At 55.9% G+C, this 24,491-nt stretch carries 19 protein-coding genes; 5 read left to right on the top strand and 14 right to left on the bottom strand.

Going from position 1 to position 24,491, the window contains the following annotated elements; all coding sequences use genetic code 11:
* Nucleotides 1-984: a Bug family tripartite tricarboxylate transporter substrate binding protein gene (locus ACR0A2_RS13015; protein WP_480835428.1), complete on the bottom strand. Its 984-nt coding sequence runs from the start codon at nt 982-984 to the stop codon at nt 1-3.
* Between the two features lie 107 nt (nt 985-1,091).
* Here ACR0A2_RS13015 and ACR0A2_RS13010 point away from each other — a divergent pair, with 107 nt between their 5' ends.
* Genes ACR0A2_RS13010 through ACR0A2_RS13000 form a run of 3 tightly spaced genes read left to right on the top strand, consistent with a single transcriptional unit; the run spans nt 1,092 to nt 4,115 of the window.
* Nucleotides 1,092-1,760 carry a response regulator transcription factor gene (locus tag ACR0A2_RS13010; RefSeq protein WP_480835426.1) on the top strand — a complete coding sequence of 223 codons (669 nt, stop codon included), beginning with the start codon at nt 1,092-1,094 and terminating at the stop codon, nt 1,758-1,760.
* On the top strand, nt 1,750-3,129 hold the full coding sequence (locus ACR0A2_RS13005) for a sensor histidine kinase (RefSeq protein ID WP_480446405.1): 1,380 nt from the start codon (nt 1,750-1,752) through the stop codon (nt 3,127-3,129). The genes ACR0A2_RS13010 and ACR0A2_RS13005 overlap by 11 nt, the downstream gene beginning before the upstream one ends.
* Nucleotides 3,108-4,115: an ABC transporter substrate-binding protein gene (locus ACR0A2_RS13000; RefSeq protein WP_480446404.1), complete on the top strand. Its 1,008-nt coding sequence runs from the start codon at nt 3,108-3,110 to the stop codon at nt 4,113-4,115. Before ACR0A2_RS13005 ends, ACR0A2_RS13000 begins: the two co-directional genes overlap by 22 nt.
* Before the next feature lie 11 nt (nt 4,116-4,126).
* Here the strand turns inward: ACR0A2_RS13000 and ACR0A2_RS12995 are convergent, their stop codons facing one another.
* From ACR0A2_RS12995 to ACR0A2_RS12950, 10 genes are all read right to left on the bottom strand, one after another.
* Entirely contained in the window at nt 4,127-5,443 is a 1,317-nt protein-coding gene (locus ACR0A2_RS12995; protein WP_480446403.1) for an HlyD family type I secretion periplasmic adaptor subunit, read from the bottom strand.
* Nucleotides 5,443-7,182: a type I secretion system permease/ATPase gene (locus ACR0A2_RS12990; protein ID WP_480835423.1), complete on the bottom strand. Its 1,740-nt coding sequence runs from the start codon at nt 7,180-7,182 to the stop codon at nt 5,443-5,445. Before ACR0A2_RS12990 ends, ACR0A2_RS12995 begins: the two co-directional genes overlap by 1 nt.
* A 745-nt stretch (nt 7,183-7,927) precedes the next feature.
* Nucleotides 7,928-10,846: a M10 family metallopeptidase C-terminal domain-containing protein gene (locus ACR0A2_RS12985; protein ID WP_480835421.1), complete on the bottom strand. Its 2,919-nt coding sequence runs from the start codon at nt 10,844-10,846 to the stop codon at nt 7,928-7,930.
* Between the two features lie 473 nt (nt 10,847-11,319).
* The gene (locus ACR0A2_RS12980) at nt 11,320-12,825 is read right to left on the bottom strand and encodes a mannitol dehydrogenase family protein (protein WP_480835419.1); all 1,506 of its coding nucleotides are present in this window, start codon (nt 12,823-12,825) and stop codon (nt 11,320-11,322) included.
* Complete coding sequence (locus tag ACR0A2_RS12975; RefSeq protein ID WP_480835417.1) at nt 12,825-13,598, bottom strand: L-iditol 2-dehydrogenase; 774 nt, start codon at nt 13,596-13,598, stop codon at nt 12,825-12,827. The genes ACR0A2_RS12980 and ACR0A2_RS12975 overlap by 1 nt, the downstream gene beginning before the upstream one ends.
* Nucleotides 13,595-14,599 carry an ABC transporter ATP-binding protein gene (locus tag ACR0A2_RS12970; protein WP_480835415.1) on the bottom strand — a complete coding sequence of 335 codons (1,005 nt, stop codon included), beginning with the start codon at nt 14,597-14,599 and terminating at the stop codon, nt 13,595-13,597. The genes ACR0A2_RS12975 and ACR0A2_RS12970 overlap by 4 nt, the downstream gene beginning before the upstream one ends.
* Before the next feature lie 12 nt (nt 14,600-14,611).
* Nucleotides 14,612-15,442: a carbohydrate ABC transporter permease gene (locus ACR0A2_RS12965; protein WP_480835413.1), complete on the bottom strand. Its 831-nt coding sequence runs from the start codon at nt 15,440-15,442 to the stop codon at nt 14,612-14,614.
* A 12-nt stretch (nt 15,443-15,454) separates the two neighbouring features.
* Nucleotides 15,455-16,321 (bottom strand): carbohydrate ABC transporter permease, encoded by an 867-nt coding sequence (locus tag ACR0A2_RS12960; protein WP_152460300.1) that lies wholly within the window; start codon nt 16,319-16,321, stop codon nt 15,455-15,457.
* A 109-nt stretch (nt 16,322-16,430) separates the two neighbouring features.
* Nucleotides 16,431-17,735 carry an ABC transporter substrate-binding protein gene (locus tag ACR0A2_RS12955; protein WP_480835411.1) on the bottom strand — a complete coding sequence of 435 codons (1,305 nt, stop codon included), beginning with the start codon at nt 17,733-17,735 and terminating at the stop codon, nt 16,431-16,433.
* A 95-nt stretch (nt 17,736-17,830) separates the two neighbouring features.
* Complete coding sequence (locus ACR0A2_RS12950) at nt 17,831-18,856, bottom strand: LacI family DNA-binding transcriptional regulator (protein ID WP_480835409.1); 1,026 nt, start codon at nt 18,854-18,856, stop codon at nt 17,831-17,833.
* A 349-nt stretch (nt 18,857-19,205) separates the two neighbouring features.
* On the opposite strand from ACR0A2_RS12950, the gene ACR0A2_RS12945 reads away from it, so the two are divergent.
* Complete coding sequence (locus tag ACR0A2_RS12945) at nt 19,206-20,426, top strand: adenylate/guanylate cyclase domain-containing protein (RefSeq protein ID WP_480835407.1); 1,221 nt, start codon at nt 19,206-19,208, stop codon at nt 20,424-20,426.
* Nucleotides 20,427-20,602: 176 nt separating this feature from the next.
* Here the strand turns inward: ACR0A2_RS12945 and ACR0A2_RS12940 are convergent, their stop codons facing one another.
* The 3 genes from ACR0A2_RS12940 to ACR0A2_RS12930 are packed head-to-tail and all read right to left on the bottom strand — an operon-like array spanning nt 20,603 to nt 23,428.
* On the bottom strand, nt 20,603-21,514 hold the full coding sequence (locus tag ACR0A2_RS12940) for a PhzF family phenazine biosynthesis protein (protein WP_480835405.1): 912 nt from the start codon (nt 21,512-21,514) through the stop codon (nt 20,603-20,605).
* A 55-nt stretch (nt 21,515-21,569) separates the two neighbouring features.
* Nucleotides 21,570-22,550 carry an alpha/beta fold hydrolase gene (locus ACR0A2_RS12935; RefSeq protein ID WP_480835403.1) on the bottom strand — a complete coding sequence of 327 codons (981 nt, stop codon included), beginning with the start codon at nt 22,548-22,550 and terminating at the stop codon, nt 21,570-21,572.
* The gene (locus tag ACR0A2_RS12930; protein ID WP_480835401.1) at nt 22,535-23,428 is read right to left on the bottom strand and encodes a pyridoxamine 5'-phosphate oxidase family protein; all 894 of its coding nucleotides are present in this window, start codon (nt 23,426-23,428) and stop codon (nt 22,535-22,537) included. Before ACR0A2_RS12930 ends, ACR0A2_RS12935 begins: the two co-directional genes overlap by 16 nt.
* Here ACR0A2_RS12930 and ACR0A2_RS12925 point away from each other — a divergent pair.
* Nucleotides 23,384-24,277, top strand: a complete 894-nt coding sequence (locus ACR0A2_RS12925; protein WP_480835399.1) for a LysR family transcriptional regulator — start codon at nt 23,384-23,386, stop codon at nt 24,275-24,277. The genes ACR0A2_RS12930 and ACR0A2_RS12925 overlap by 45 nt on opposite strands.
* Nucleotides 24,278-24,491: the final 214 nt, after the last annotated feature.

Genomic DNA, 24,491 nt, shown 5'->3' with positions numbered 1-24,491 from the left:
TTAGAGGAAGCCCAGCTTTTTCATCAGATCGCCGATCTGCTGTTCCTGCTGCTCCAGGAAGGTCTGGAAATCTGCGCCCGAGTTGTGGATGTTGACCCAACCATTGCGTGCACGAACCTCTTCCCATTCCGGGGTGTCGTACATCTTGGCAATCGCTTCCTGGTAGGCGGCCAGTTTTTCCTCGGGCAGACTGGGGGCCGCGAAGAAGCCGCGCCAGTTCACGAAGGTGGTATCAATACCCTGTTCCTTCATCGTCATCGCGTCAGGAGCCGCATCAACGCGCTCGTCGGATGTCACGCCGATAATCTTGACTTCACCGGCGTTTGCCAGATCGACCGCTTCCGAAAAGCCGGTGGACAGGGCTGCGATTTCACCCGACAGCAGGGCCGCCATGGCTTTGCCGCCCGCATCATAGGGGATGTATTTCACGCCAAGCGCATCCTTGCCCGCTGCTTCCATTACCATCGCGGCGACCAGGTGGTCCATGCCGCCGGGAACCGAGCCGCCACCGATCGCTGTGCCGCCTGGGTCCGCATCAAAAGCGGCAAGCAGATCCGCCATCGAGTTGATCGGGCTGTCTTTGCCCACAACGATCGCGGCATAGTCGCCGATAGTGCCCGAAACCAGCGTCAGATCGCGGAAGTTGTGAGGAAATACGCCGGTCAATGAGCGGATCACGATCGGCGTCGAGTTCACCATCAGAGTGCCATGGTTGCTGTCGGCGTTTTCAATCAGATATCCAATGGCTTTGCCACCACCACCGCCCGACATGTTTTCGTATGACGCCGTGCCGACAAGGCCGGCTTTTGTCAGCGCTTCGCCCGTGCCGCGCGCGGTTCCGTCCCAGCCGCCACCGGCGCCACCGGGGATCAGAAAGTGAATGCTGTCCACGACCTGATGGCCATCAGCCAAAGCCGGCCCTGTCAGGCCAATTGCGGCCACAGCTGCGATCAGGGCGCGACGGCCCAGTGTGAATGTCGTCATGATGTCCTCCCATTTGACAACCAGCCGCATGGCGGCTCAGATTGGGTGGAACAAAAACACATCAACCTGACATCAACCTGTCACGCACGAAAAATAGAAAAAATCCCATGAAATTCCTTCTTGTGGAAGACAATCTTGATCTGGCGAACGCCATTTGTTCGCGCATGAGGTTAGACGGCCATGTGGTTGATCATGCGTCTAAATTGGACGAGGCGACCGCCTTTGCCGAAACTCAGGAATACGACCTTATTCTGTTGGATATCATGTTGCCGGATGGGGACGGGCGCGACTTTCTCAAACGGCATCGCGCAGGTCACCTGGATACCCCCGTGATCGTTTTGACGGCACGCAGTCAGGTTTCGGATCGAATCGGTTCGCTGGATCTGGGGGCCGACGACTATATCACCAAACCGTTCGACCACGCCGAACTCGAGGCCCGCTGCCGCGCCGTTCTGCGTCGCAAATCCGGGAATTCACGGACAACGATTGAAGTGGGTGGGATAATCTTTGACCCTTTGGCAGGTCATCTGACCGTGGGGGATGAGACTGTTTCGTTGCGCAACCGGGAACTGCGCCTTCTGGAACTGTTCATCAGCGCGCCTGGTCAGGTTTTTTCGAAACAGAAACTGACCGACCGGCTTTTTTCATATGATGACGATGTCTCGGACAATGCTATCGAGGTTTACGTTGGCCGCCTTCGGAAACATCTTGAACCGTCGGACCTGAAGATCACCACGCTTCGCGGTCTAGGATACAGGCTGGATCATGCCTCCTGATCCCCCTCCTGATCCCTATGTGTCAGGATCGCTTCGGAACAGGCTGGTCCTGACTTTGATCGGTGGTGCCGCGATATTGGCGTTTCTTTTGTTTGTCGCGGTTCGCAACTATGCCGCACAGGTCGCGCAGCAAGGGCAGGACAACATCCTGGGGGCATCGGTTACCTCAATTCTGGACGCGGCCGCCTTGCGCGACGGTCAGTTGGAGGTTGATATTCCCTATGCAGCTTTCGCCATGCTCAGCACGCCGTCCGACGATCGGGTTTTTTACGCGATTTTTCAGGATGGCGCGTTTCTGTCAGGATATGAAGATCTGCCGCCGGCCACTGGGCAATTCGACGGCAAGTGGAGCTTTCAAACCAGTCGGATAAGGGGTGAAACCATACGTCAGGTCAGTGCTCGGCGAACCCTGGTGGGCCTGAACAAACAAACCGTCATCGAGGTCGCTTTGGGCCAAACGCAGGATGCGCTTGCGGAAACTCTGGACCAGATTTCACGCAACGCGGCGATTTTGGGCATCGGGTTCTTTGCTCTTGCCGCTGCGCTGTCATTCTGGGCCACCTCGTCCACGATTGGCCAATTGAACAGGCTTACGACCTCTGTCACCCGGCGCGGCCCGCAGGACCTGAGCCCGTTCAAGAAACCCGTACCCCGCGAAATGGCGCCTTTGGTGGCGTCATTGAACTCTTTGATGGGGCGACTGGATCAGTCACTGAGCCAATCGGAAGATTTCATCGCCGAAGCGGCCCACCGGGTGCGCACCCCTTTGGCAACCGTTCGATCTTATGCCGATGCCACGTTGCAGAGGGTTGAAAAGGAAGAAAATCGCGAAGCATTGCGCTCAATGGTGCGGGCGATTGATGAAAGCTCGCGCGCGGCGGGGCAATTGCTGGATCATGCGATGATCACGTTCCGCGCCGATCATCTGGAGCGCGAAGACATTGATCTCAATGCTTTGGTCCGTGATCTGGTGCAGCGTCTCACGCCAATCGCCGAGATGAAGGACTTGTCGCTTTCCCTGAGTGGCGATCCAAAGGTTTCCTACTCGGGAGATCCGATTCTTATTCAAAACGCTGTGCGCAACATGATCGACAACGCTCTGAAATATGCCCCTGCGGACAGTTTTGTACGCATCGAGGTTGTTTCGGAGCCACGCATTCAGATAATTGTCAAAGACCGTGGGCCGGGGTTTCCTCCTGACGAGATCGGCACTTTGACGCGCCGTTTTGAGCGCGGGAAGAACGCAAGCGGAACCATCGGATCCGGATTGGGCCTTACAATCGTTCAGGACGTGGCATCTGCGCATGGTGGCTCACTGGAATTGACCAATCGGCAGGGGGGCGGCGCGTGCGTTATCTTATCGCTTTGATTTTCTTCAGCCTTCCTGTCGTTGCTGCCGCCCAAACCTGGGAGGACAGGCAGGTTTTCAACGCCTCAGCAAATGAGGCGCATCTACGCGTGATCTCAAGCACGGACACCTTTCTGTTCGAACCCTTGATTGCGGGTTTCATCGAAGAAAACCCCGGTATCTCTGTTGAATACCTGGTGACCGGCACCGCAGATATCGACCGAATAGTCCGCGCCGCGCCGGAAGACTTCGATGTTGTCATATCCAGCGCGATGGATCTGCAACTGAAGCTGGCAAACGACGGTTTCGGGCGAATCATCGACGACATACCGCTGCCATCCTGGGCGCAATGGCATCAAAGCCTTTTCGCGTTCACATCGGAACCGGCGACAATCGTGATTAACCGCGCGGCCTTTGCTGGCGGCCCCATCCCCGAGACCCGGCAACAACTGATCGAAATCCTTCGTTTGCGTCCCGATGATTTCAGGGGCCGTGTGGGCACCTATGACATCCGTCAATCAGGTCTGGGATATTTGTTCGCAACGCAGGATGCCCGCGCGTCCGAGACGTATTGGCGGCTTATGGAGGTGATGGGTGGATTGGACGTACGCCTGTACTGTTGTTCGGCGGATATGATCGATGACCTCGTCAAAGGTAAGATTGCAGTGGCTTACAACGTTCTGGGCAGCTATGCCGAAGCCCGCGCCGGAAGCAAGGACACTGTGGAAATCATTCTGCCGTCGGATTTTCAGACGACCATGATGCGCACGGCCATGGTGTTGAATGGCACCCCGCAACCGGACGCGGCCACGTCTTTTCTCAAACACCTGATTTCCAACCAAACCAAGCGGGTAGGCGACCCTGTTACCTTGCCGCCCTTGGCCCCACACGAAACTGGCACCGATCGCGAAATGATTGGGCTGGACCCGGGGCTCATGACATTTCTGGACAGGCTGAAACGCCGCCGTTTTCTGGCTGAATGGGAAAACGCGGTCATCCAGCGATAACCGCGTCCGCATCATTCGCGAAACGCGCGGTTGAAGTAGTCTGCCATCGGTTTCACAAGATAGGACAACGGCGTGCGTTCGTCGGTCTTGATCAGAGTCTCAACCGGCATACCCGGCAAAAGTTCCTGACCATTGAGCCGGTCGATCTCACCGTCGTTCAGCACCACTTCGGCGCGGTAAAAGGTGAAACCGGACTGTTCATCCGTGAAGGTGTCCGCCGAGACGTTGTTGACCTGTCCTTCGAGTTCGGGCGTTTCGCGTTGATTGAACGCCGGAAAGCGCAGGGCAACGGATTGCCCGACATGCAACTGATCCACATGGATCGCATCCACCCGCGCTGCCACCAACAGCGGCGTGTCCTGCGGAACCACATACATCATGGGTTCGCCCGGCTGAATGACCGATTGCAGGGCAAAGACCTGACTGCCGTAAACCGTTCCGCTGACAGGTGCGCGAATTTCAAGCCTGGCCAGACGTTCCGCTAGGGACAAACGTCGTTCCCACAGCTCTGCCACCTGCGCCTGAACGTCCCGCAAAGTGGTGATCGCTTCTTCCCGCCGGGTCGCGGTCAATTCGACAATCTTGATCTCGGTTGATGCAATCTGTCCCTTGAGGCGCGCAACGGAGGCTTCAAGTTTGCCGATTTCGCCTGTCAGACTGGCTTCTTCGCGTTGCAGCGCCAGCACGCGGCTGTTTTGTGTCAGACCCCTGCTCAACAGGCTCTTTTGATCTTTCAACTCCGCCGCGATCAACTCTGTCTGGCGGCGCAGCGAGACCAACTGAGCCTGCGTGCCTGCGATCTCGCTTTCTATCTGAACCAACTGTTTGCGCAGTTGTTCGTCCTGCTTGGACAGCGTTTCCAGCCGGGCATCGAACAGGTTCTGTTGCCCTGCAATCAGGTCCGGATCGATATCGTATTCTTTTTGAACCTCAGCCAGGCGCGTGGCCAATTCTTCGGATGTCAGGCCATCCCGCTCGGCCTCCAGCCGGGCGCGGCGGGCCAGCAGATCAAAGAGTTGAGATTCTACAATCGTCTGTTCTGAAGACAGAAATGTGTCATCCAACCGCAAAAGCAAATCGCCCGAGGCAACCGTATCACCGTCGCGCACGAAAATCTCGCCGACCACGCCGCCGTCAGGATGTTCAACGACCTGACGGTTGCTTTGAACTTCAATGACGCCCGAAGATACAATCGCCCCGGCCAGCCGCGTTTTCACGGCCCAAAGGCCCAACCCGCCGACCAGAATGCCAAGGGCAAGAAATCCCACCAGCGCAGGTATTTTGATGCCCCAGACGGGGACGGGTGTCTTGGTTGATTTTTTCGCCATTATTCACCTACGGGGCTAAGCTTGCGCTTAATCGCGCCCGCATTCTGGACCATTGCGTTCAGAACCTCGTCGCGGCTGCCAAACCTCACCACCTGGCCTTTTTCCACAACAGCAAGATCGTCACATTCCGAAATGGCCTGCGGGCGGTGCGTCATGATGATGGCGGCCTTTCCCGCTTCCTTGAGGCCGCGCACGGCTGCATTCAAAGCTTCGGTGCCATCTGCGTCGAGGGCCGAGTTCGGTTCGTCCAAAATAAGAAGGACCGGGTCGCCATACAGCGCACGGGCCAGCGCAATGCGCTGTTTCTGACCGCCCGACAACTGACTGTCATTGCCTTCAAGAAAGGTGCCGTAACCCTTTTCCAATGACAGAATCAGTTCGTGTGCCTTGGCCTTCTTGGCCGCCGCAACCACCGCTTCTGAATCCGGGTTTTCCGACATCCGTGCAATATTTTCAGCAACGGTTCCGTTGAACAGGGTCACCTGCTGCGGCAAGTATCCGATATGGCTGCCCAGATCGTTGGGATCATATTGGTCCAACGTGGCCCCGCCCAACCGGATCTCGCCAGCCGCCGGTCTCCAAAGCCCAAGCAGAGCCTTGGCCAGGGTCGTCTTGCCCGACCCACTTTTCCCGATCACACCAAGCGCCTTTCCCGGTTCCAGTTTCAGGTTAACGTTCCGCAGTGTTGGCGCAGTAGCACCCGGAGGGATTACCGTCAGGGATTTGGCTTCCAATTGGGATTTTGGGATCGGTAAACGAATCCGCTGTTCCTCTGGCGGTGTCTGGTCCAGAAACCGGTTCAACGAATTCCAGGCCGTGCGTGCCCGTTCGACCAAACTCCATTGGCCGACAGCCTGTTCCACCGGGGCCAAGGCCCGTCCCAAGAGAATCGAGCCTGCAATCATCGCCCCGGGCGTCATTTCGTTTTGCAGTACCAACCACGCGCCCAAAGCCAGCATGGCAGATTGCAGGAAAAGCCGAAGCGATTTCGTCAGCGACGTGAAGCTACCAGTCCAGTCACTGGCGGAAATGCTTTGACGCAAAGCTTCGGAACGCTGGTTCAACCACCGCCTGGTCACGTCCGCCTGCATTCCCTGAGAGCGCACAACCTCAGCTGCTTGCCTTGCGTGTTCGGAAAAGGCATTCGCCCGAGCCGCCGCGGATTGTGCCTCGGCCACCTTACGGCTGGTCAGGGCCTGGTTGAGCAATGCGATCACCACAAGCAGCACGCCACTTGCAACGGCCAACCAGCCAAGCAGTGGATGAAAAATGAATATCGCCCCCAGGAAGACAGGTGTCCACGGAATATCCATAACTGCAAGCAACACGGGCGAAGAGCACAAGGTGCGAATGGTCTCGAGATCGCGCAATGCAGTCGCCGGAGCCGATCGCACCTGAGGCACCAGAGACCGGCGCATTGTGGCTTCGAAAACGCGCTCATCCAGCTGCGACTGGAACCGCGCACCAAAGCGGGCAACGATGCGACCGCGTGCATAGTCCAGCATGGCCATCAGCGCATAAAGCAACGCAACAAGCAAAAACAGTGCGGTCAGAGTTTCAACTGCCCGTGAACCAAGTACCCGATCATATACTTGCAGCATGAACAGCGGACCTGTCAGCATGAGCAGGTTGACGAAGATGCTGAACAAAAACGCCAAGGCCAGAAAGGCAATGCCTTGATTGCGCACGTTGCGCAATTCATGGCGAGGGGCCGCTGACAGGCGGTGTTGAGGTTTCACAGTTTAAAATCCACATCATTCGGACAGGCATCGCCGCATTTAGAAAGTTAGTTCAGCATTGCCAAGTTTGCACATGTTTTTTTGAGCAAGAAACCGCAGACAGCAGGCTGGAAGAAGCACTTTTCGGCCAACGTCGCAAAGACTGTCTCAACGTTTGAACTCGGTGGTTCCGACGCACAGTAACTATGCGGTCGCGGCCAAAAGCACCTGACCAGTTCCAAGGTCTGGGCCAAATCAAGGTCAGGTTGTCGGCGACGGATACGCCAATCATGGCCCGCACAATCCGCGTCAGGTGATGACTGATTGCAAAGCCTGGGTCAGCGCCCGAGATCAAAATGCGAGCGCCTACTCAAGCTGCACAGAAGATGCGTGTTCGCGCATTTCAGCAGCGCGACCGCACAAACTATCAGGGCCAATAGGACAAACGAATAATACCTCCTCGCAAAGATGTTTGGAGTATCACCGTGATCGATCGCGGTACTTCGCGCGGTACACTATGGGTTTTAGATGTTGCCAGAACTGCCTTGAAACACCGGTGGTGGCTGGCTGGTGGCAGGGTATGTTGCTACGGCTCCGCTTAAACCTTGGCGATTTGCTTTCACCCTGCTGTTAGGTTTGACAGAGCTGACAAGGCGGGCCTGCAGGGCCGGGACACTGATTGAAATCACAAACGTACTCAGAGAACTACGCCAGAAACGGCACCGTCAGTTTAACCGAACGGGCCGCCTCCAGCGCCAAAGGATCTTTAAATCCACAAGCTGTCTTCGTCCAAATGGGGTGTAAGTGCCGGACTGGCCTCGTCATCCTCGACGTCCAAGTTCCCACTCAATACGGCGGCCAATGAGTCTTCGGAAACGTTAAGCGCCCCGTCCTGAGCCTGATGCAAGTTCACCAGTATGTAGTCGTCTTCTACGTCTTCAGGAGCCTCAAGGTCAGGGACGAACTTTAGAATATCGACCGTTTCATCCCAATCGGACACACCCAAAACTTCTTCGCCCGTCGGCATTTTCTGATCGCCTTCAGTAAACCGAGCGAGTTTGGGCAATCCGTATCCCACTGTCCCACTGCCATCGATATCAAAGCCATAGAAAGTTTCGACCGCGACCACGTCAGGGACGGTGTTGGAACTGACATATACACCATTGGAATCCGTGACCCATTCACCGTAAGTTCCGTCCGAATTCTTCCACAATACCCGGTAGCCGCCACCTGAAGCCTCGGCGTGAATGGCCTGCCAGCCGGGGAAACTGTTCGGTCCGACAGTAGCGTTGTTGAATGTCAACTTGGTGGTGCCGCCAATCAGATATTCACCTTGGGTTGTCGCCCCCAGCGTTGTCGCGCCGTTGGATTCAATACTGATCGTTCCATGCCCCGTCAGCCCGTCATTGTTCAGGTCAACGCCATAGAAGACCTCTACATCCGCAACATTGGTGATTGTTGTACTGCTTTGGAATTCACCAGCCGCATTCGTCGTCCATTCACCGTAGGACCCATCCGAGTTCTTCCACAACACCCGATAGCCGCCACCTGAAGCCTCGGCCTGAACGGCCTGCCAACCCGGGAAGCTGCCAGGACCGGCATTAGCCTGGTTGAGCTTCAAGTCGATGCTGCCGCCGATTACATATGCGCCATTGGTTGACGATCCCAGCGTCGTGGAACCGTTGGATTCGATGCTGGTCTTGATATGGCCGATTTGCCCATCATTGTTCAGATTTGCGCCATAAAAGACCTCGACATCCCTGACGTCGTCTATGGTGCTGCTGCTGACAAAACGACCATTAGCATCCGTCACCCATTCCCCAAACGTGCCATTCGCATTCTTCCAAAGCACCCTGTAGCCGCCGCCCGAAGCCTCGGCGTGAATGGCCTGCCAGCCAGGGAAACTGCCCGCGCCGGCTTTGGCACCGTTTAGGGTCAGTTCAATGGTGCCATTAATCAAGTATGAACCCAAGCTTGACGAAACGAGTGTCGTGGAGCCAGTGGTTTCAACCGTGACCGTACCATGACCCGTCAGCCCGTCATTGTTCAAATCAGCACCATAGAAGGCCTCAACATCAGCCACGTTGCCGATGCTACTGCTGCTGAGGAACTGACCATTGGCATTGACGGTCCATTCCCCGTACGTCCCATCCACGTTTTTCCACAGCACTTTGTAACCGCCACCCGAAGCCTCGGCCTGAATGGCCTGCCAGCCGGCGATCGTGTTTTGACCAACAGCCTGACCATTAAATACCAGCGTCACGTTCGAGCTGCCTGCATCCAGAACGTAAATGCCCTGACTTGCATGTTTCAGTGTGGTGCCGGTCGTCTCGATATCCGAAAGCTGCATGGCAGCTTCGATATTCGAACGAGTATACGCCTGTGATCCATTCAGGAACTGAATGGCCTCGACATCATCTTCTACCGTGAAGGTGATACGTGAAACGGCATCGATAAATTCGTATTTCGTGCCGTTTTTAATGAACAGATAGCTGCTGATGGCGCTGACAAATCGGATTGTGTCAGTACCGCTTCCTCCGGAAAACGAGCCGGCATTGTTGGTCACAATGGCCCAATCGTCGCCCTGGCCGCCGAAAACCTGGTCTGCGCCGGAACCGTTCGCCAGATAGATGGTGTCGTTCCCCAAGCCGCCATAAACGGTGTTGTTGTTGGTTCCGTCGGACACTGAATAGATCTTATCGTGTCCATGGTTGCCATTCAGAACGTTCTGAGCGGTATTCCCGACGATCACGTCGTCACCGGTCCCGCCGATCGCGTTTTCAATCACAACGCCATGCGCGATTGTAAAGCCGCCCTTTATGCCCTCTGCGTAGGACACTACGCCGCCGCCGGTCTCGGAATAATCCAGTGTTGCGGCCCGCAGGTCGATCCGCGCCTTCGAACTGCCGACATGCTGGATGGTATCGTTTCCACCAGTATCCCAAATAGACTGATAGCCGGTACCCCCAACGTTTGCCCAAGGAAGCGTGTAGGTATTGTTGGCTGAGTTGTGGCTGGTATTGGCGCCATACATCGCCTGCAACGCAGCAATGTCCAAAGCGCCAAGACCCGTTGAACCACCATAAGTCGCGTTGACAGAGAGAATTCCGTTCTTTTCGGTCCAGCCATCATTATACGACATCACCGTGTAGACACCCTGATTCAGGCTGCCGGTCCCGAAAGAGTCAAATGGCGATGTAACGCCATTCATCACGGTTGTACCCAAACCGGTGTCGTGGGGATGACCCAACCCTAGCGCGTGACCCAGTTCGTGGAGCAACGTAGTAAAGAAAAACCCGCCCGGATCGCCGTTTCCATTTGTTCCGGCAGTCCAGTAAGCGGTGTTGAAGGCGCCTTCGGAGGGGTTGCGCGATGGCGTGTAGTGGTAGCCAAGCGTTCTGGGATTTGAAAAAAAGCTTGTGGGCGCAATAACTTCCACCAAGTCGGCAGAGGCACTGCCGGATTCGACAAAAGTCACATTTGCGACTGCTTCAATTGCAGAGAGAGCCGCTCGGAATTCTGCTTTGTATTCCGCAGTCCACGCTTGTGTACCCGCGTATTGTTCGAAGTGATAAGAAATTACGGTGGTGGTCGCAGGATTGCCGTCACCGTAGGCAACAAAACCTTGTATTGGACTGAGCGGAGAAGAAGCGGAAGGTCTTGGTATTATAGTCGTAGTAGCCATTGCTCAGCCCTGTACCTCGGAAGATTTGATTGCACTCGGATGCACGCTTAAATTGTTCTTTTTATGACAAACTACTATGCACCAATCCTTTTGAAACAGCAGGTGACACCATGTTTCAAATGACACTTTCTTTCAACGGCAGAACCGTCGCATAAGTGCAACAGAAACCCGCGATCCTTGGCTGAACCGGGCATCTGCGGCCGTTTAGGGTTTTGGGCATTCTGCCCAATATTTTTTCATTTTTTGGGACCCGTTATCGGAGCTTTTGATCCGGTGGCAAACTTTCGCTTATTCCATGGACTCTGTAGTGGGGATTTGCCCAAGGCGGTGAACCGGTCAGAGCCGCCGAGGGTGACATCCATGCCATTTTCGGCAGATTGCAGGCCCTATTTGCGTCAACGTCAGACAAGGCTCCAAGGGTCAGATACCGCACCGCATGGGTCCCGATTGAACCGAGCGCCGAGATTGATTTGCTACGTTGAACCGTTGGCAACATACTCAGCAATGGCGGCCCGGCTGCCACGCTGCCATATCAGGGTCAGCCAGCGGGCAAAGGCGTTGGAAAACTGTGTGCTGATTCCAAAATCACCGCTGTAGAAACCCTGTTCCAGCCAAAGCTCAGGATCAGCTTTGGACGCTTTTGCGGTGCTGTTCAGGCTTTCCCACTGGGGATCATTGGGAGTGATCTCGGAGCCATCTTCACGAATACCCGCGCACATCCGGCACCAGAACGCTTCGGCGAGAGCGAGCCCGTTTGCGGAAGACCCTGATGCCAGAGCATCACGCAGCGACGGCAGCAAAAATCCGGGATGTCTTGCCGATCCGTCGAATGCAACCCTGCGTGTGGTGTCGTGAATCGCCGTGTTTGCAAATCGGCTTTCGATCAACTCAAGGTACTCACTTGCAGTGGTTTCGGGAACCGCTTCGACATGCGGAAGGATTTCTTCGACCTGCACTTTTCGAAAAAACGCCACGATGTCCGGGTCCTTCATGCAGTCGGCAATCGTCGGAACACTCAGTATTTCTCCGACATTCGCCAACAGTTGATGACCTCCGTTCAAAATGCGCAACTTCATGGTCTCGTAACCATGGACGTTGTTGGTCAGTATTGCGCCGACGTTTTCGAGGGGCGGGCGCCCGGCGCAGAAGGCATCCTCGATGACCCATTGACGAAAGTTCTCATGCGAGACGGGCGCTCGGTCATCGACGCCAAGGGCGCGGCATTGCGATACCAATTGGTCGGTGGTTGCAGGTACGATGCAATCCACCATCGAGTTCGGAAACGCGCCATGCCTGTCGATCCAGTTGGCCAGTTCCGGGTCGAACATGCGCGCCAATCCCACAACACAGTTTCGCAAAATCGTTCCGTTGCCTTGAAGGTTGTCGCAGCTGAGCGCCGTAAACGGATTGAGGCCTTCGACACGCCGTCGTCTGAGCGCCGCAACCATCGCGCCAAAGGCCGTACGGGGCTGATTGGGGTTTTCTGCGTCATGACGGATATCTGCGTGATCGGAATCGAATGCGCCGCTGTTGGCATCCAGAAAATATCCCCCTTCGGTAACAGTCAGCGAAACGATCCGGGTGGCCGGGTCGGCCATCGCGTGGATAAGGGCCGCGTTGTTTTCTTCGATCGGCAGGTAGTCGATCATCGGACCAATCACCTCGGCGGACATTCCGTTTGGCCCCAACTCGATCAGCGTTGTGAGGCAATCCTGCGCCAGCAATCGTTCTCGCATGACGGCGTCATAGCTTCGCACACCCGCTCCGACGATTGCCCAGTCATGGGCCAACCCCTGCTGCATTAGCTGATGGATATACCAGGCCTGATGCGCGCGATGGAAGTTACCCAATCCTATATGAACGATGCCCGGCGTCAGATCCGTACGTTCATACATCGGAGTCTTCACGGTGGTTGGGAGCTTGGAAAGGCTCTTTTGCCGCAGCCGTGCAGGGGTTTTTGCGTTCGCCACAGGGTCCATCAGCTCATCCAATTTCCGCCGTCGACATTGTAAGTCTGCGCGACGATATACTTGGCCTCGTCAGAGGCCAGAAAAACCGCCATGCCCGTCAGGTCTTCCGCGCGCCCCATGCGGCCATATGGAACAGCTGCCGCCACTTCGCGCTTCTTCTGGCCAAGGGGCTTGCCTTCATGTTTTGCAAAAAAGGCGTCCACGCCATCCCAGTGTTCGCCATCGACGACACCGGGGGCAATCGCGTTTACATTGATCCCATGAGAAATCAGGTTCAGCCCCGCTGATTGGGTCAGGGATATGATCGCCGCTTTGCTGGCGCAGTAGACAGCGACCAATGGTTCACCCCTTCGCCCGGCCTGCGAGGCCATATTGATAATTCGGCCTTTGGATCCGTGCTCGATCATATGTTTGGCGACGGCCTGCATAGTAAACAGCGCGCCCGCGACGTTGATGTCAAACACACGATTGTAGTCGGCGCGCTCGATCTCGACGAATGGTGCGGCGCTGAAGATGGCCGCGTTGTTGATCAAAATGTCGATTGGGCCGAATTGCGCCGCGGTTTTGGCTATGGCCTGATCGATGCTCTGCTGGTCGGTCAAGTCCATTTCGACAGCGAAAGCCGCCGCGCCAATTTCAGCGACCGCGTCCTGCGCGCGCTGGATGTCGATGTCGGCGACTGCGACCCGCGCGCCCTCTGCCACATAGGCCTTGGCAAATGCCAATCCAATGCCCCGCGCAGCCCCTGTAATCAGGGCGGTTTTGCCCGTCAGACGTTTCATTCGATCCGCAGACCGTCTGCGTCAAATCTGTGGATCACATCGGCGCGTGGGGTCAGATGGATGCGATCCCCATGGCGGAAACCAACCTCGCCATCGGCACGAACAGTGATTGTCTCGGCCAGTCCGGTGTCGTGGACGTGGAAAAACGTGTCAGAACCGAGGTGTTCAGAGACGCTGACACGCCCGGACCATTCTCCTTCGGAGTCCGACACCGCGATGTGTTCCGGTCGAATGCCGATCGTTTGTGCGCCGTGCTTTGCCGCTTCGGGCCCTTCGATAAAATTCATCTTGGGCGAGCCAATGAATCCTGCAACAAACAGGTTGCGTGGCGTTCGGTACAGTTCCAGCGGGCTGCCAACCTGTTCGATCACGCCAGCTTGGAGCACAACGATCTTGTCCGCCATCGTCATGGCTTCGACCTGATCGTGGGTGACGTAGATCATCGTTGTCGCGAGGCGTTCATGCAGCTCGCTGATCTCCAACCGCATGCCCACCCGCAACGCAGCGTCCAGGTTTGAAAGCGGTTCATCGAACAGGAACGCGGCCGGTTCACGAACGATAGCCCGACCAATGGCGACGCGCTGGCGTTGACCACCGGACAACTGGCCCGGGCGGCGATCCAGGTAATCGGTCAGGTTCAGGACGCCGGCTGCGCCCTCAACCCGCTTGTCGATTTCAGCCTGATCTAGTTTCGCCATACGTAGCGGAAAGGCGATGTTCTTGCGAACGGTCATATGCGGGTAAAGCGCATAAGACTGGAACACCATTGCCAGCCCCCGCTTGGCGGGCGGCACGTCTGTTGCGTCTGCTCCGTCGATTTCTATGTGGCCACTGGTGATGTCTTCCAGCCCTGCGATCAGGCGCAGCAGCGTGGATTTTCCGCAGCCCGAAGGGCCGACGAAAACGGTGAACTCGCCATCTTCAATGGTCAGGTCCAGCGGAGGGATGACCTGAACGTCGCCGAAGCTTTTGGTCACGGACTTGAGTTGTATGCGTCCCATGAGTAGTGCTCCTTATTTCACAGCGCCGAAGGTCAGGCCGCGGACAAGTTGTTTCTGGCTGAACCAGCCAAGGATCAGGATGGGTGCAATTGCCATGGTCGAGGCCGCGCTGAGCTTGGCAAAGAACAGGCCCTCGGGGCTGGAATAGCTGGCGATGAAGGCCGTGAGCGGTGCCGCGTCAACAGCGGTCAGATTGAGGGTCCAGAATGCCTCGTTCCACGCAAGGATAAAGTTCAGCAACACGGTCGAAGCGATGCCGGGAATGGCCATGGGGGTTAGGATATAGAGGATTTCCTCTTTCAGCGTCGCCCCATCCATCCGCGCGGCTTCCAGAATTTCACCCGGAATTTCGCGGAAATAGGTGTAAAGCATCCAGACGATGATCGGCAGGTTGATCAGCATCAGCACCACGACCAGCCCTCCGCGTGTATCCAGAAGGCCCAGTTGGATGAACAGCAAGTAGATCGGGTACAACACACCTACGGCTGGCAACATCTTGGTGGACAGCATCCACAACAGGATGTCCTTGGTTCGTTTGGACGGAACAAACGCCATCGCCCAGGCGGCGGGCACGGCGATGATCACGCCCAGCATGGTCGATCCACCGGCGATGATCACCGAATTCCACAGGAAACGCATATAGTCCGAGCGTTCCTGCACGATGGCGTAGTTTTCCAGCGTCCAGTCAAAGTTCAAAAACAGGGGCGGGCTGGCAATGGCCTGCGCTTCGGTTTTGAAGCTGGTCAGGATCGTCCAAAGGATCGGGAAGAAAATCAGCAGTCCAACAGCCCAGGCAAGGGCGGTGTTCAGCGATTTGCGTCGGGATGTGACAGCGCGGGCCATGGGTTTTCCTCCTCACGCGTCCAGGTTCTTGCCGACGATGCGCATCAGGAAGATCGCAACGATATTGGCAAGGATGATTGCGTAGACACCTCCGGCTGATCCAAGGCCGACATTCTGGCTTTCCAACACGCGCTGGAAGATCAGGTAGGTGAGTGTACGGGTGCCGAAAGCGCCGCCGGTGGTCACGAATATCTCGGCGAAAATCGACAAAAGAAAGATTGTTTGGATCAGGATCACAATGGTGATCGCACGGCCCAGATGCGGCAGAATGATGTGATAAAAGCGCTTCAACGGCGGTGCACCATCCATCTCGGCAGCTTCCAGTTGCTCGCTGTCCAGCGACTGAATGGCGGTCAACAGGATCAGCGTTGCAAAGGGCAGCCATTGCCACGAAACGATCATTATGATCGAGGTCATCGACGCCTCGGACAACCACGAGATCGGCTCGGCCCCGAAAAAACGCCACAGATGGGCCAGCAAACCATTGACCGGGTCCATGAACATGTTCTTCCACACCAGCGCAGATACGGTGGGCATGACGAAGAACGGCGCGATGACAAGGATTCGGACAATGCCTTGCCCCCACATCGGCTGATCCAGAAGCATGGCAAGCAGAATTCCGAGAATGACGGTTATGATCAGAACACCGCCAACAATGACCAGTGTTGCCTGAACCGCGGGCCAGAATGTGCTGGACGAGACAAAGCGGACATAGTTGTCGAACCCGACCCAGCCCAGATCACCCCCGCGCAGAGGCAGATATTTTTTGAAGGAAAAGTACAGCGTCATCGTCAATGGCACGAGCATCCAGCCAAGCAGCAGGACCACTGCGGGTGCCATCATCAGGCGAGCAACGGATCGGGAGTGTTGAGTAGCCATTACGCAAACCCTCTCTGTTCAGGCGTAACTCAGCCTGCGAGAAAAACGCGAGTTGTGGAAGTGGAGAGAGCAGGGGACAGATCACCTGTCCCCTACTGGGAGGGATGCCTCAGTACCCTGCGGCTTCCATTTCTTCAGCCGTAAAGGCCTGCGCCTTTTCAAGCGCTTCATCTACAGTCTGCTGTCCGGCATAAACCGCCGAGAATTCCTGACTGACCTGTGTGGCAATGCCCGCGAATTCCGGGATCGCAACGAACTGGATGCCAGTATAGGGTGTCGGCTTGGCGCAGCAGTTCTGCGGGTCGGCCAACAGGATCGACTCGAGCGTCATCTTGGCGAACGGAATGTCCTTGTAGTTCGCGTTCTCATAAAGCGAGGTACGCGCGCCCGGAGGGACATTGGCCCAACCTTCGTTTTCCGCCACCAGTTCGATGTAATCCTTCGAGGTCGCCCATTCGATGAACTGCTTGGCTGCATCCTCTTTCTGGGTTCCCGCCGGAATGGCCAGTGCCCAGGCCCACAGCCAGTTGGCGCGCTTGTCGACGCCTTCCGAATTTGGTGCCAGAGCAAACCCGACCTTGTCCGCGACAGTTGAATCATCCGGGTTTGTCACGAAGGACGCCGCAACAGTGGCGTCGATCCACATCCCGCACTTGCCCTGCTGGAACAGCGACAGGTTTTCGTTGAAGCCGTTGGTCGCGTAACCGGCAGGGCCGGATTCATTCATCATGTCGACAAAAAAGTTCAGCGCCTCTTTCCATTCGGGCTGATCAAACTGAGGTTTCCAGTCTTCATCAAACCATCGCGCACCAAAGGAATTCGCGGTCACAGTGATAAAGGCACCGCCTTCACCCCAACCCGCCTTGCCACGCAGGCAGATGCCGTTGATGTCGTTGTCACGGTCCGTCATCGCAGCCGCCGCCTCGCGGATAAACTGCCATGTTGGCGCCTCAGGCATCTCCATCCCGGCCTTTTCCATCAGGTCGGTGCGATACATGATCATCGAGCTTTCGCCATAGAACGGTGCCGCATACAGCGTGCCCTCATGGCTCAGGCCACCCGCCATCGCAGGAAGCAGATCGCCGACATCATATTCCTCTGACAGTCCATCCAAAGGAACCAACCAGCCATTCGCGCCCCAGATCGGCGTTTCGTACATGCCGATGGTCATGATGTCGAACTGACCGCCCTTGGTGGTGATGTCGGTGGTAACACGCTGACGCAAGACGTTCTCCTCCAGCGTCACCCATTCCACGTCGATACCAGTCGCCTCGGTAAAGTTGTCGGTATAGCCCTGCATCCGAATCATGTCGCCATTATTGACGGTTGCGATCGTGATCGTTTCTGCATGGGCCGCGGCCGTTGCGACAAAGGTTAATGCCGTCGCCGCACGAAGTGCGTTCTTCAAATACATCCTTGTCCTCCCTGAGCTTGGATGCCGTACACAGAAAGTAGTGTGTAAATTGTCGCGGCGTCAATAAAAACTTTACGCGCGTTAAAAGTTGTAGGTTACGCGGAATCCCTCAAAACCAGTCTTGCGGGAAACAACGTTTCTGATCTCGTATTGAATTTCCCTCCACTTTCAATGAGTTGAAACAGGGTTTCGACGCTGCGACCCGCAACACTGTCATAGTCATGAGCCGCCGTTGTAAGGGATGGGCAAGTGAACTGCGCGAAGGGATGGTCATCATTTGAGGCCACGCGCAGCGCGCAACTGTCATCACGACCGACGCGAATCCCCTGTTTGTAGCAAGCTGCAAGAAAGCCAATCGCCAGTCGATCATTGCTGCACAGAACCGAGTCGGTTCGCAAACCGCGCTCTTCCAGAACTTTCAGCGCCCCTCTTTGGCCGATTTCTTCAAATGCCCAGCCTTTGCCTTCAACTTTGATTATATGCGGCTCGAGCCCAAGACGTTCCATCACTTTGATATAGGCTTTCCTTCGCTTGTTGGCGTTTGGGTTCGCAGGTGTGCGCATTTCAAAGAACGAGGGCGGTTCGCCGGTACGGGTCATGTATTCGACGGTTTGCGAAACAAAACTGAAGTTATCAGAACCAACGAATGCAGCCCCCAAACCATCGAGATTACTGTCAAACAAGATCGTCGGAACATTGGCGCAGAATTTCTCTATTGCTGATCTGTCCGAAACGCGTCCGAGAGGCGCCAAAAGTACACCTGCCGGCTTCATGGATTGCAAACCGTCCAGAATTTCGTTTTCCAGCTTTTGTTCACCATGAGAGCTGAACAGGAACGGACGGTATCCGGCCGCGATACAGCTTTGTTCCAGATAGCGTGCGATTTCAGCAAAGAACGGATCGGCCAGATACGGTACGACGATACCGATATTCTTGGTAAGCTTCCGGTTCTGGTTCACCGCGTAAATGTTGGGGCGATAGTCGAACCGTTCCAGCGCCTCTTCGATTCGGGCCCGCGTCGTGGGGCGAACGCTGTCGGGATCGTGAAAGTATTTGGATACCGTCGGGCGCGAGATGCCGCTGAGCGCTGCAAACTCTTCCATATTCTTTATCTTGGTCATGCCAGTCTGCCTGCTGGTTTTGCTCGTCGTGAACTTATCATAGATTTACATATTCTTTGCGCGCGCTAATAAATCAATAGCCAGAGCGGCCTCGTGCAACCAGCGCGCGACAAGGCGTTCAAAGGGATTTCGAGAGTGACGCCGGCCTTTTTGCAAGATTCATTCAAATTGATGACAAGGCTGGCAAAACGTATCCAGGAAGGTCTGTGTGTAGCTTAGCCGGCGCTTACGGCCGATAACTGTGGACCGAACAGCAGGCTTGGACGGGGTAAGAAAAAGGCTAGAATAATATGATCGAACACTGAACCCAAATTCGTGACGATCTTATCTAAGCGATTGGTTTTAAACTATGGATGCTACTGCCCAACTGACCAATTGGATGATTGCCGAGGGGCGTCGTTCGGATGACCCGGAAAAAGTGGTGTCATATTTCTGTTCGTCGCTGATCGAGGCGGGTGTGCCGCTCTGGCGGGTCAATATCGGTCAGCGTTTCGCCAATCCGCTGCTCATCGCATGGGGGATCGTCTGGACGCCGGATGGCACCGAAAGCTATGACGTAACACATGAGACCATGCTGACGGATGGGTATGTCGGCAGCTCATTCGAATACATTCTAGAACACCGGAAGCCACTTCACAAAAGTCTACGGCAATTGGATCCCAGGACTGAGCACTCATCATATCTTGAATTCGCTGAGTTGGGTGGCACCGATTACTATGCCACGCTGCTTTATTACGGAGACGGATCGCTGCACGGCTGCACTTTTGTCACCCGGTCGCCAGAAGGGTTCTCTCCCCGGCATCTGAAAATGATTGAGGATGCATTGCCCGCTTTGTCCTCTGCTCTTGAACCTGTCACGATGCGCAAGTCTTCCAAAGGTCTTCTGAGAACCTATCTTGGCGATGGGCCCTCTGATGCTGTGTGGAACGGGCGGATCAAGCGAGGGGAACGCACGACCCTTGACGCAGTTGTCATGTTCTCTGACCTGCGCGGTTTCACAGCTCTTTCGGACAGGGCATCCGAAGAGGACGTTTTTGACATGTTGAGTGGATACTTCGATCTGGTCGTGCAGTCTGTCGAAGAGAATGGCGGCGATATTCTCAAGTTTATGGGAGACGGCATTCTGTCGATATTCACCGTCGCGACACAGGAAGATTTGAACGACCAATGCAAAAGGGCAGCACGGGCCGCTCAAAGCGTATTGACCGATTTGGCCGCGCTCAACCATCGCCGCGAAGAGACTCGGAAGCCGCCGTTGGACATAGGCATCGGGATCAATGTCGGGCAGGTCAGCTATGGCAATATCGGCAGTCCCGGCAGGCTGGATTTCACTGTTCTGGGTAGGGCAGTCAACCTCGCAAGCCGTATTGAGGGGTTGACGAAATCCCTGGGCCACAGAGTTCTAGCGACGTCAGCCGTTGCCGCTGCTTCGCCTGACCTGTTCGCTGCTTGTGGGTTTCACGAAGTTCGAGGGCTTGCCGGATCCATCGAGTTGTACTCTCTCGTCGAAAAAGAGCATCAAGGCAGCCCCATGCCGGATCGCCACATTGATCCGGACAACATGGATTAAGAACCGCAAGCTTCTACGCTGCCCGCAATGCCGAATTCGATTTGGGCTGCGGGCGACGAGGCGGCGCACTGCGCTGATTAAGGTGCCGTCGCGGGACCCTTGGACGAAACGTATTCGAGTTCAAGGACCTGGGCGCATCCGAAGCTGATGCCGCGGACACACCTGGCCTTTTCGCGTCACAAAGCAATCCGGGCCGAGGTCATGGCTTTTCCGTAACCACCCGCCATGAGGCCCGTGATCGCACCATTCTCGATGTCAAGTTCGACCTTTATCAAGCTTGGGCTTGCCGGGTTCATAAACACCCCTTGTTCGATTTCAAATGATCGCTGAGACGTGCCGCCGAAATCATGCAACATGCATGCAAGTGGCCCTGCCGCCATCCCCGTGGCGGCTTCTTCATCTATCGCGTATCTGGGTGCGAACATACGGGTTGTGGCGTCCCGGCTGGTGATTGAAGGGTCTTTCGTGAATACATAATAGCCAATCAGATCCAGTTGCTCGCTGATTTGCTTGATTTTGGCCAAATCTGGTCTGATTTTGGCAAGACCCGCCGCATCCGAAAGACCAACGACGATGAAGCTGTTGCCGGTATTGACCAAAACCGGAGCAAACCTCTGATCCAAGTCAGTTTTGTCGACCTCGAGAGAGCTCAGCACATCGTCGAGTTTGACGCCCTTTTCGATCCATTCCTGTGCACCCGAGTAGCGTGGGGCCAATTGTTCCATATAGGCGGCGCCGTCTTTAATGAGTATGCGCCTGGGGCCATCAATAGTTTCCTTTGACGTGTCGGGCTTGGGGATCCGGCCAAGCGCATCAAGGTGAGAGAAGGCGGCGATTGTTGCATGACCGCAATGAGCGATGCGCCGGTTCGGTGTGAAGAAATCCAACTTGAAGCCTTCCGTCTCGGACCGCGAGACAAACGCCGTCTCGGACAATCCAACTCTTGCCGCCACGGTTTGCATATCTTGCGCGCTCAGATCATCAGCGTCCAGAACGACGCCTGCGGGATTTCCTCCGGTGCCACCGTCGACAAACCCGTGCACGATTTCAACCGTGACTTCCTTGGCAGTGTTCGCTTGCGTATTCATTGATCGTCTCCAAACATGAGGCCGCGCCCTTGATCGAGGCGCGGCCAGTTGCGCATCAGTTGCCGGCGGCGGTGATGCGATTCAGGAATGCAGTCATGCGGTCCGCAATTTCAGGCCCATATTCTTCCAGCGCGAAGTGTCCGGTATCAAGCAGATGAAACTCAAGATCATTCAGATCGCGTTGATAGGGCAGGGCGCCTTCGGCCGGAAAGATGTGATCATTCTTACCCCACATCAGCAGCGCAGGTGGTTGATGCTCACGAAACAACGCCTGCCATTTCGGGTACTCGGCAACGTTGGTGCCGTAGTCCAGGAAAAGTTCAAGTTGCACCTCCTGATTGCCTTTGCGGTCAAGCAGGTATTGGACGTGCCAATAGTTGTCCGGGCTGATCAGTTCCGGCCTTTGCACACCATGGGTGAACTGCCACTTGGTCGCATCCAGAGTAAGAAACCCACGAAGCTGGTCGCCATTCTCTTTCGAGGGGTCGACCCAATAGGCTTTGATCGGGTTCCAGAATTCGCGCAGCCCTTCCTCATACGCATTGCCGTTCTGAATGACGAAGCCGGTGACCCGTTCGGGCTGTTCGGCAAACATCCGGAATCCAACCGGGGCACCGTAGTCCATCAGATAGACCGCGTATTGATCGACACCCTTCCGATCCAGCAGGGACGTCATGATTTCGGCGATATTCGCAAAGGAATACTCGAAGTCTTCGGCCTGCGGCATGTCCGACGCCCCGAATCCGGGGAAATCGGGCGCGATCACGTGATAGTGCTTGGCCAGTTCGGGGATAAGGTTGCGGAACATATGTGACGAGGTCGGAAACCCATGAAGCAACAGAACGGTTGGCCTGTTCGGGTCTCCGGCCTCACGATAGGCGACATTGACCTCGCCGATTTTTTCTGCTCGGAAATTGACCGCTTGGGTGGCCTCAATGCCGGTCTCATTGGCGATTGCAGGGGCCGGAGTTAATGGCACCGCGATGGTAAGCGCGAGAAGACTGGCGCTCAGGATGGATTTCAGATTGCGCGACATGGGTATTTCCTTTCTTGGGGTTTTGGGGGCGCGTCTGGACGCGCGGGGTTCAGCATCGGTCCGCGTTGCTGGCCGGGCTTTTCTTTGTGCTCTGCGTTTTGAGCTTTCAGTTCCACCAGTTCATCGCGAAGCGGCGCCATATGCTCTTCAAACTCTTCCAGGGTCAGGCGTTGGAGGATGTGCTGCGGGCAGTTCCAGTCCATCGCTTCAAGCTTGATCACAATGGCCCGCTCTGGGTGGCCCCTGTAATTCGGGTCATGCAAACGTTGCATCAGGGCCGGATCATCCTCGCCATCAACAAGTTTCGCCCGGCCCCAGATCTTGAGGCGTCTCCGGTTGGGATAGTCCATCAGGATCAGAGAAATGCGGTCGTTTTTCAGCAGGTTACCTGCGCTCAGATATTGCCGGTTGCCGCGAGAATCCGCGTAGGCAAGCGTCCGTTCATCCAGCACTTTCAGAAAACCTGCTGGTCCGCCGCGGAATTGGACATAAGGCCAGCCGGTTTCAGAGACGGTCGCCTGATATAAGCCGTCCCTTTGTGCGATGAAGCTGGCTTCGACCGGGCTGATGAGGTCTTCCTGAACGGCACCGGCCAGAAACTTTATATAGCCTTCAGCCGATCCGTTCCTGGCCTGTGTTGCACGTACGGAAGGCGTAAAACTGATTTCTGCAAAAGGACGTGACATTGAATTCTCCATCTCAGCCGGGCAGAGCCCTGGGGTTGAGGTGAAGCTAGTCAAAGCTTTGGTGTTGCAGAATATCCCTATTTGGCAATATTTTATTCCGAAATATGGAATAGTCGTTTGGATAGATTTCACGCTCTGAGCGTTTTTGTGAAGGTGGCCGAGCTGAAAGGCTTCGCAGCCGCGGCGCGCCACCTCAATATGTCGCCACCAACGGTAACCCGACTGGTCTCCATGCTGGAGGACAGCTTGGGGCTTCGTCTTTTTGTGCGCACCACGCGATCAGTCATGCTGACGGACAGCGGGCGAAGGTTTTTTGAAGATGCCAGACGCATTCTGTTGGATCTCGAGGAGGCAGAGCGTGCCGCCGTCGGATCCTATTCCGAACCGACCGGGGAACTCAGCATGACCGCATCAGTGTTGTTCGGCCGTATGTTCGTCACTCCGATTCTGGGTGAATTTCTGGAACTGTATCCAAAGCTCTCTGCGCGCACTCTCTATGTGGACCGCGTGGTCAATCTGGTGGATGAGGGTCTCGACGTCGGCATCAGGATCGGAAACCTTGCAGATTCAAGCCTGATGGCGGTGAGATGTGGCGCGGTGAGGCAGGTCGTGTTTGCCGCTCCGGCATATCTCGATGCGCGCGGCGAACCAGACACACCTGACGACCTGGCCAATCACGCCATCATAAACTCGACCGCCCTGCACGCCTCGGCCCAATGGCATTTTCAAAAAAGCGAAACGGTCGTGACAAAGCGCGTAAACCCGCGCATCAGCATGAACACCAATGACGCGGTGATCGAGCTGGCCCTGCAAGGGCATGGCATCGGGCGGCTTTTATCCTATCAGGTTGCACCCTACGTTGCGGACGGGCGGCTCAGGACCGTTCTGAATTCGTATGAACCACCCGAGATCCCCATCCATCTTGTGCATCAAGAGGGCCGCACCGTGTCTGCAAAAGTGCGCGCCTTTGTCGATTTTGCGGCCAAGCGTCTCAAATCCGACCCCTATTTGGATGGATTCCGGCACAGGCCTGAGAGTTAGGCCAAAAGATCCGCCGAACCACGCCATCCGGTCGCGGCCAGGGTCGCCAGGGCCCTGACCGACAGATCACTTTGGGCATGCGCTTTGAGGTGGTACAGCGCAAGGGCGAACATGTGCAACCAGCTTGCCGCCAACTAGATTTGCCGGCACGAAACTGAAATCTCAGATCCCGGGTGCACGCGCTTTTCGAAGCGATAGGGCCAGCATTGAGCAT

The organism is Ruegeria sp. H8 (assembly GCF_056532905.1).
This window is presented reverse-complemented; position numbering and strand designations above follow the sequence as displayed.

What these genes read in the sequence shown, in the direction of transcription:
- ACR0A2_RS13015 (WP_480835428.1), bottom strand. Translation starts at nt 984, where the DNA reads ATGACGACATTCACACTGGGCCGTCGCGCCCTGATCGCAGCTGTGGCC.
- ACR0A2_RS13010 (WP_480835426.1), top strand. Translation starts at nt 1,092, where the DNA reads ATGAAATTCCTTCTTGTGGAAGACAATCTTGATCTGGCGAACGCCATT.
- ACR0A2_RS13005 (WP_480446405.1), top strand. Translation starts at nt 1,750, where the DNA reads ATGCCTCCTGATCCCCCTCCTGATCCCTATGTGTCAGGATCGCTTCGG.
- ACR0A2_RS12995 (WP_480446403.1), bottom strand. Translation starts at nt 5,443, where the DNA reads ATGGCGAAAAAATCAACCAAGACACCCGTCCCCGTCTGGGGCATCAAA.
- ACR0A2_RS12985 (WP_480835421.1), bottom strand. Translation starts at nt 10,846, where the DNA reads ATGGCTACTACGACTATAATACCAAGACCTTCCGCTTCTTCTCCGCTC.
- ACR0A2_RS12980 (WP_480835419.1), bottom strand. Translation starts at nt 12,825, where the DNA reads ATGGACCCTGTGGCGAACGCAAAAACCCCTGCACGGCTGCGGCAAAAG.
- ACR0A2_RS12975 (WP_480835417.1), bottom strand. Translation starts at nt 13,598, where the DNA reads ATGAAACGTCTGACGGGCAAAACCGCCCTGATTACAGGGGCTGCGCGG.
- ACR0A2_RS12970 (WP_480835415.1), bottom strand. Translation starts at nt 14,599, where the DNA reads ATGGGACGCATACAACTCAAGTCCGTGACCAAAAGCTTCGGCGACGTT.
- ACR0A2_RS12965 (WP_480835413.1), bottom strand. Translation starts at nt 15,442, where the DNA reads ATGGCCCGCGCTGTCACATCCCGACGCAAATCGCTGAACACCGCCCTT.
- ACR0A2_RS12960 (WP_152460300.1), bottom strand. Translation starts at nt 16,321, where the DNA reads ATGGCTACTCAACACTCCCGATCCGTTGCTCGCCTGATGATGGCACCC.
- ACR0A2_RS12955 (WP_480835411.1), bottom strand. Translation starts at nt 17,735, where the DNA reads ATGTATTTGAAGAACGCACTTCGTGCGGCGACGGCATTAACCTTTGTC.
- ACR0A2_RS12950 (WP_480835409.1), bottom strand. Translation starts at nt 18,856, where the DNA reads ATGACCAAGATAAAGAATATGGAAGAGTTTGCAGCGCTCAGCGGCATC.
- ACR0A2_RS12945 (WP_480835407.1), top strand. Translation starts at nt 19,206, where the DNA reads ATGGATGCTACTGCCCAACTGACCAATTGGATGATTGCCGAGGGGCGT.
- ACR0A2_RS12940 (WP_480835405.1), bottom strand. Translation starts at nt 21,514, where the DNA reads ATGAATACGCAAGCGAACACTGCCAAGGAAGTCACGGTTGAAATCGTG.
- ACR0A2_RS12935 (WP_480835403.1), bottom strand. Translation starts at nt 22,550, where the DNA reads ATGTCGCGCAATCTGAAATCCATCCTGAGCGCCAGTCTTCTCGCGCTT.